Below are 2153 nucleotides of genomic sequence, written 5' to 3' on the forward strand. Positions count from 1 at the left end.
GAGTATTTTATTGCCCTTTGTGAAATCCCGTTGCCTCAGCTTAAGCATTTTGAAAAGAAATTATTTACTTCATTAAGAATTTTAGTATCTAATTTCAGTCTGGAAGATGCGCTTCAGATCAAAGAAACCGAGAAAGTCACCAATCATGATGTTAAGGCAGTTGAGTATTTTTTAAAAGAAAAATTTGATGGATTGGGCCTTCAGGAGTTCAAGGAGTTCATTCATTTTGGTTTGACCTCACAGGACATCAACAATACCGCCACGCCATTGATGTTGAAAGATGGGCTGGAAAAATCCATTCTTCCCAGCTTAAATACCATTATCGAAAAGCTCAAGGAACAGGTAGCTGCATGGAAAGACATTCCTATGCTAGCCAAAACCCACGGACAACCGGCTTCACCGACCCTCTTGGGAAAAGAATTCCAGGTTTTTGTAATTAGGTTGGAAAAACAATTGGAACTGCTTTCCCTAGTTCCTTACTCTGCCAAGTTTGGGGGCGCAACAGGAAATATGAACGCCCATCACATCGCCTATCCTGAAATTGACTGGAACAGTTTTGCGGAAAAATTTGCAGGGGATTACCTTGGATTGGTAAGGAGTTATCCGACCACACAGATCGAGCATTATGATAATCTAGCGGCCACTTTTGACGGTTTGAAAAGAATCAATACCATACTTCTTGATTTGTCAAAAGATATTTGGCAGTATGTGGCCATGAACTATTTCAATCAAAAAATCAAAGAAGGAGAAGTAGGATCTTCCGCCATGCCCCACAAAGTAAATCCCATTGACTTCGAAAATGCAGAGGGTAACCTTGGTATTGCCAATGCCCTCTTGGAACATTTGGCTGCCAAACTGCCGATAAGCCGGCTTCAGCGGGATTTGACCGACTCCACGGTATTGAGGATTATCGGGGTTCCTTTGGCCCATATGCTGATATCATTCGAATCCATTTTAAAAGGTCTAGCTAAACTTGAACTGAACAGGGCAGCAATAAATGCAGACCTTGAAGAAAATTGGGCCGTGGTCGCTGAGGCCATTCAGACCATTCTGAGAAGAGAGGGGTATCCCAAACCATACGAAGCGCTGAAGGAACTTACCCGTACAAATGAAAAAATTACTGAAAAATCCATAATGACTTTTATTGAGGGACTTAATGTTTCTGATGAAATAAAAGATGAGCTAAAAAAAATATCCCCTTTCAATTATGTTGGGATATTTATATAAAAGGTAAAGACCCTAATTAGAAAGGAGTATTTTTGCGAAATAGGTTTTAAGATATCCCAACTGATAGCTTGAAAAATAATAAATAACCGGCACATCAAATATGGACAGTAATAAAAGAATTTTTACTCACTTTGGAAGTGATTTACCCTCGGGGTTAGTAGTGTTCTTGGTAGCACTACCACTGTGTCTAGGGATTGCTTTGTCCTCAGGGGCACCATTATTCTCGGGAATTATCGCGGGTGTGGTCGGGGGAATTGTGATTGGTTCTCTTTCCGGTTCACATACAGCCGTGTCCGGACCAGCTGCAGGATTGACCGTAATTGTTCTGAATGCCATTTCGGATCTTGGGGCTTTTGATATATTCCTAACTGCTGTTGTATTGGCCGGGATTTTACAGATTATTCTGGGCTGGCTAAAAGCCGGTGTCATAGGTTATTATTTTCCCACTTCGGTCATCAAAGGAATGCTTGCCGGTATTGGTGTGATTTTGATCATCAAACAAATACCATATGCATTTGGAGTGAATGAGACTGCTAATCTTGAAAAATATATTCCTTTTGTCAATGACTGGAACGCTGTTTTGGATTTAGGAAACCTATCCAATGAATTTCAATTTGGCGCTATCATTATTACTTTCGTCTCCTTGGGGATATTGTCGTTGTGGGATCGTCCATTTATTAAAAAACAAAAATTTACTAAATTCATTCCAGGACCGTTGGTTGTAGTTATTTTTGGGGTCCTGATAAATAAAACCTTTAAATTCTTTATTCCAAATCTTTACATAGATGCAGCAGGTAAGGTAGTATTACCAGAAATAGAATCCTTCGGTCATCTTATCGGTCAGTTAACATTTCCCCAATTTTCTGCAATAACCAATCCTGATGTTTGGCTGGTAGCATTTACCATTGCTATTATTGCCAGTTTGG

The 2153-nt window shown here is 39.9% G+C and carries 2 protein-coding genes; both read left to right on the forward strand.

Annotated features, from left to right (window positions below; all coding sequences use genetic code 11):
• The coding region (purB, locus tag ACEW8O_RS13010; RefSeq protein WP_373495058.1) for an adenylosuccinate lyase at positions 1–1227 on the forward strand (1227 nt) is incomplete at its 5' end.
• Between the two features lie 100 nt (positions 1228–1327).
• The coding region (locus ACEW8O_RS13015) for a SulP family inorganic anion transporter (protein ID WP_373495059.1) at positions 1328–2153 on the forward strand (826 nt) is incomplete at its 3' end.

Origin of the sequence: Aquiflexum sp., assembly GCF_041749095.1 — a bacterium.
Taxonomy (GTDB): Bacteria; Bacteroidota; Bacteroidia; order Cytophagales; family Cyclobacteriaceae; genus Aquiflexum.